3 protein-coding genes and 1 pseudogene are annotated in these 3,317 nt (G+C 38.9%); 2 read left to right on the top strand and 2 right to left on the bottom strand.

The features are described from left to right. Positions 1 to 125 precede the first annotated feature (125 nt). Both QUA53_RS28770 and QUA53_RS28765 read right to left on the bottom strand, forming a co-directional pair. Positions 126 to 542 carry a hypothetical protein gene (locus tag QUA53_RS28770; protein ID WP_333101255.1) on the bottom strand — a complete coding sequence of 139 codons (417 nt, stop codon included), beginning with the start codon at positions 540 to 542 and terminating at the stop codon, positions 126 to 128. A 96-nt stretch (positions 543 to 638) separates the two neighbouring features. After that, positions 639 to 812, bottom strand: coding sequence for a hypothetical protein (locus QUA53_RS28765; RefSeq protein ID WP_333101253.1), 174 nt, complete (start codon positions 810 to 812; stop codon positions 639 to 641). A gap of 312 nt (positions 813 to 1,124) precedes the next feature. On the opposite strand from QUA53_RS28765, the pseudogene QUA53_RS28760 reads away from it, so the two are divergent. Further along, a pseudogene (locus QUA53_RS28760) lies at positions 1,125 to 2,240 on the top strand (ISAzo13 family transposase). Between the two features lie 199 nt (positions 2,241 to 2,439). Further along, positions 2,440 to 3,258 (top strand): NADP-dependent oxidoreductase, encoded by an 819-nt coding sequence (locus QUA53_RS28755; RefSeq protein ID WP_333101251.1) that lies wholly within the window; start codon positions 2,440 to 2,442, stop codon positions 3,256 to 3,258. Positions 3,259 to 3,317: the final 59 nt, after the last annotated feature.

The following is a 3,317-nucleotide window of genomic DNA, read 5'->3' as shown; positions in this document are numbered from 1 at the left end:
GACCATTTTTTCAGAAGGGGATAAGGGCTAGAACCTTGATTATATCTACTCTTTGACGGGGTTGTCACCCCGTCAGCCGCAGTGGTCAAGATCCTGTATTCTTATATTTGACGCTTCAATATTTCTCATCTCTTAAAAAGACTGGATTTTACGATCGCAACTGCTGAATGTGGGTTATTGAGATCAAAATAGTATTTTAGGGTATCAGGATACTGCTCTACATCTTCAAATAGGCGGAAAAATCCCTTGTTGGCACTATGCGAAAAAGCCCAGCTTAATACTAATATTTCCTGTAAATTTAACCCAGAAAAGCTCTTAATCGCGTTGGCTATATCAACTTGATTGCAATTTCCACTTTTAGTCCATAAATTTTCGTAAATGATCAGAGTTCTTGGAAGGAGGTGACGAGCTTCACGATCATAGTCTAATTGAGAAGCTCCGAATCTTATGAGAAAACCTTGTAGATTATCGCTGTCCTCTTGAAATGGGTCGGCAAGCCCCAAATACATATCAATAGCTTTCAGTAAATCATCTACAGTCATATCTTTATTGCGATAATCGTTAGAGCTTTCGATTAATCGCATGGACAAATAAGCTAGAACACCATCAAAAACTGGTATATCTTTGATAGTGTGTAATCATTTACCTGACTTAAATATTTCATAGGATAATTCTCCAATAAGCCTAAGAGCATCATTAAGCTTAAATTGCTTTAAATATTGTCCAATGTCATGGGGAGAGTATTCTTTCCCTGCTCTAGAACCGTAAGTGATTATATTTTTTCCAGCGCAATCACCTTCAAATCTACTCATATTCTCTCCCGATCTAAAACTTAAGCTAGTTTTGTACTACAGTGTAGTACAGTATAATACATTTGTATGTATCACCATCACGTTTGGTAACGCTCTCTAATTATGTCTGATGAAAGAGGTTGAGTCAGTGATTATCAACTCCAATAGTTAGTAAGAAATGAAATTTTAATAACATCAGCAATGTATAATAAATAAATGAGTGAATAGGAATAGGTTTATGTTTCGGTAGAAATGTCAAATATTATACCTACTTGGTTCTTCTTATGTCGCCCAATATTTTTTGATTTAAATAATTTCTTACTAACTTAATTTATGTGTTACTCAGAGGAAATTACTGATTTAATGCGAAAACATCATCAGTCTTTATCTGAAAAAGATCAAAGAAAATATGCAGCGATAGAAGCCGTAAAACTTGGTCGTGGTGGAATTATTTATATAGCCCGAGTTTTGGGAGTAGACAGGAATACAATAGCCAAGGGAATTAAAGAGTTAAAAAGTGAATCAGACACGACTTGTAATCAACAGAGAATTCGCCGACGTGGAGGAGGAAGAAAAACTAGGGAGTCTGAGATATCTGATTTAAATGAGCGTTTTTTAGAAATCTTAAAAAATTACACAGCCGGAGATCCCATGTCGGAAAAAATTAAATGGACAAATCTTACCCAGCAACAAATAGTTGAACGTCTGAAAGCTCAGGGAACAAGAGTCAGTACAACAGTTGTTCAAAAACTGTTAAAAAAACATGGATATGTGAAACGTCAAGCTCAAAAAAAACAAACAACCGGAGTAACAAAGAATCGTAATGAACAATTTGAAAATTTTGCCAGAATTAGTGCAGAGTATGAGTTACAGGGAAATCCAATTGTTAGTATGGACACGAAAAATAAGGAATTTATTGGAAATCTATATCGAGCAGGAAGTCTATATACTACGGAAGCTATTACGACATTTGACCATGATTTTTGGAGTTTGGCTGACGGAAAAGTAGTACCTCATGGAATTTATGATCTGCAACATAACCGAGGATATTTAAACCTGGGAATCAGTAAAGACACGAGTGAATTTGCTTGTGAATCGCTAAAATTATGGTGGGTCAATTACGGAAAATTTATCTACCGTCAAGCCAATTCAATTTTGATAAAATGATCTGGCGGTGGCAGTAACAATTCCAATCATCATATCTTTAAGTCGGATTTACAAAAATTAGTTAACGAGCTAGGAATAGAAATTAGAATCGCACACTATCCTCCCTATACATCGAAGTATAATCCCATTGAACATCGTTTGTTTCCTCACGTAACCAGAGCCTGTCAAGGAGTGATTTTTACTCCTCTTGAGTTAGTGAAAAAACTCATGGCAAAAACTCATACTAAAACCGGGCTTTCTGTGGTAGTAAATGTAATCGATAAAATTTATGAAACTGGTTGAAAAGTAGCTAAGGGATTTAAAGAAACAATGAAAATTATTTTTGATGAATATCTACCAAAATGGAATTATCGTGCCGTTCCGACTATTTAGCAGACGCTAAAGTTATTAAATTTTCATTCCTAAGCTTGTTGGGATGATTGTCCAACCTGGTACAGCACTAATCGATGCTCAAAGCATTGGCAGAAAATAGGAACCATCAATGTCTAATTCAATTAACCAACAAATCTTACTCAAAAGCCGCCCAGTTGGCGAACCCAAAGAGAGTGATTTCGCCCTAGTCGAAACCCCAATCCCAGAACCAAGAGAAGGCGAAGTTCTCAACCGCACGATTTACCTGTCCCTCGACCCCTATATGCGCGGTCGCATGAGCGATCGCGAATCTTATGCTTCTCCCGTAGAATTGGGTTCCGTGATGGTCGGTAGCACAGTTAGCCAAGTGGTGAAATCCAACCATCCCCTATTCAGGGCAGGAGATTTTGTGCTCGGTTATGACGGTTGGCAAACTTATGGCGTATCGAAAGGCGAAACGTTGCGCAAGCTTGACCCCAATCAAGCACCCATCTCCTATGCCTTGGGCATAACGGGGATGCCGGGAATGACGGCATATTTTGCGCTGCTTGATATTGGGCAACCACAAGCAGGCGAAACAGTTGTCGTTTCTGCTGCCTCTGGCGCAGTCGGTTCTGTAGTCGGTCAAATTGCTAAACTCAAAGGCTGTCGGGCAGTGGGGGTGGCTGGGAGTGAGGATAAATGCGATTACGCAGTCAAAGAATTAGGGTTTGATGCCTGCATTAACCGCAAAACTCAAGACCTCAGTTCAGCACTGAAAGCTGCTTGTCCTAAGGGAATTGATGTTTACTTTGACAATACGGCGGGTCCTATTTTAGAAGCCGTTTTGCAGCAGATTAATCTTGGGGCAAGAATACCACTCGTTGGTTTAATCTCGCAGTACAACGCAGAAACTCCTCCTCCTGGCCCTAATTTGATGCCACTGTTGGTTAACTGGAGTTTAGACTAAGAAAAGCTGGCTCAGTTAGAAACTGAGGCATAAAAAATCAATTGGGCAGCCAAATATAT

Origin of the sequence: Microcoleus sp. Pol12B3 (genome assembly GCF_036701355.1) — a bacterium.
Lineage (GTDB): Bacteria > Cyanobacteriota > Cyanobacteriia > Cyanobacteriales > Microcoleaceae > Microcoleus.
This window is presented reverse-complemented; position numbering and strand designations above follow the sequence as displayed.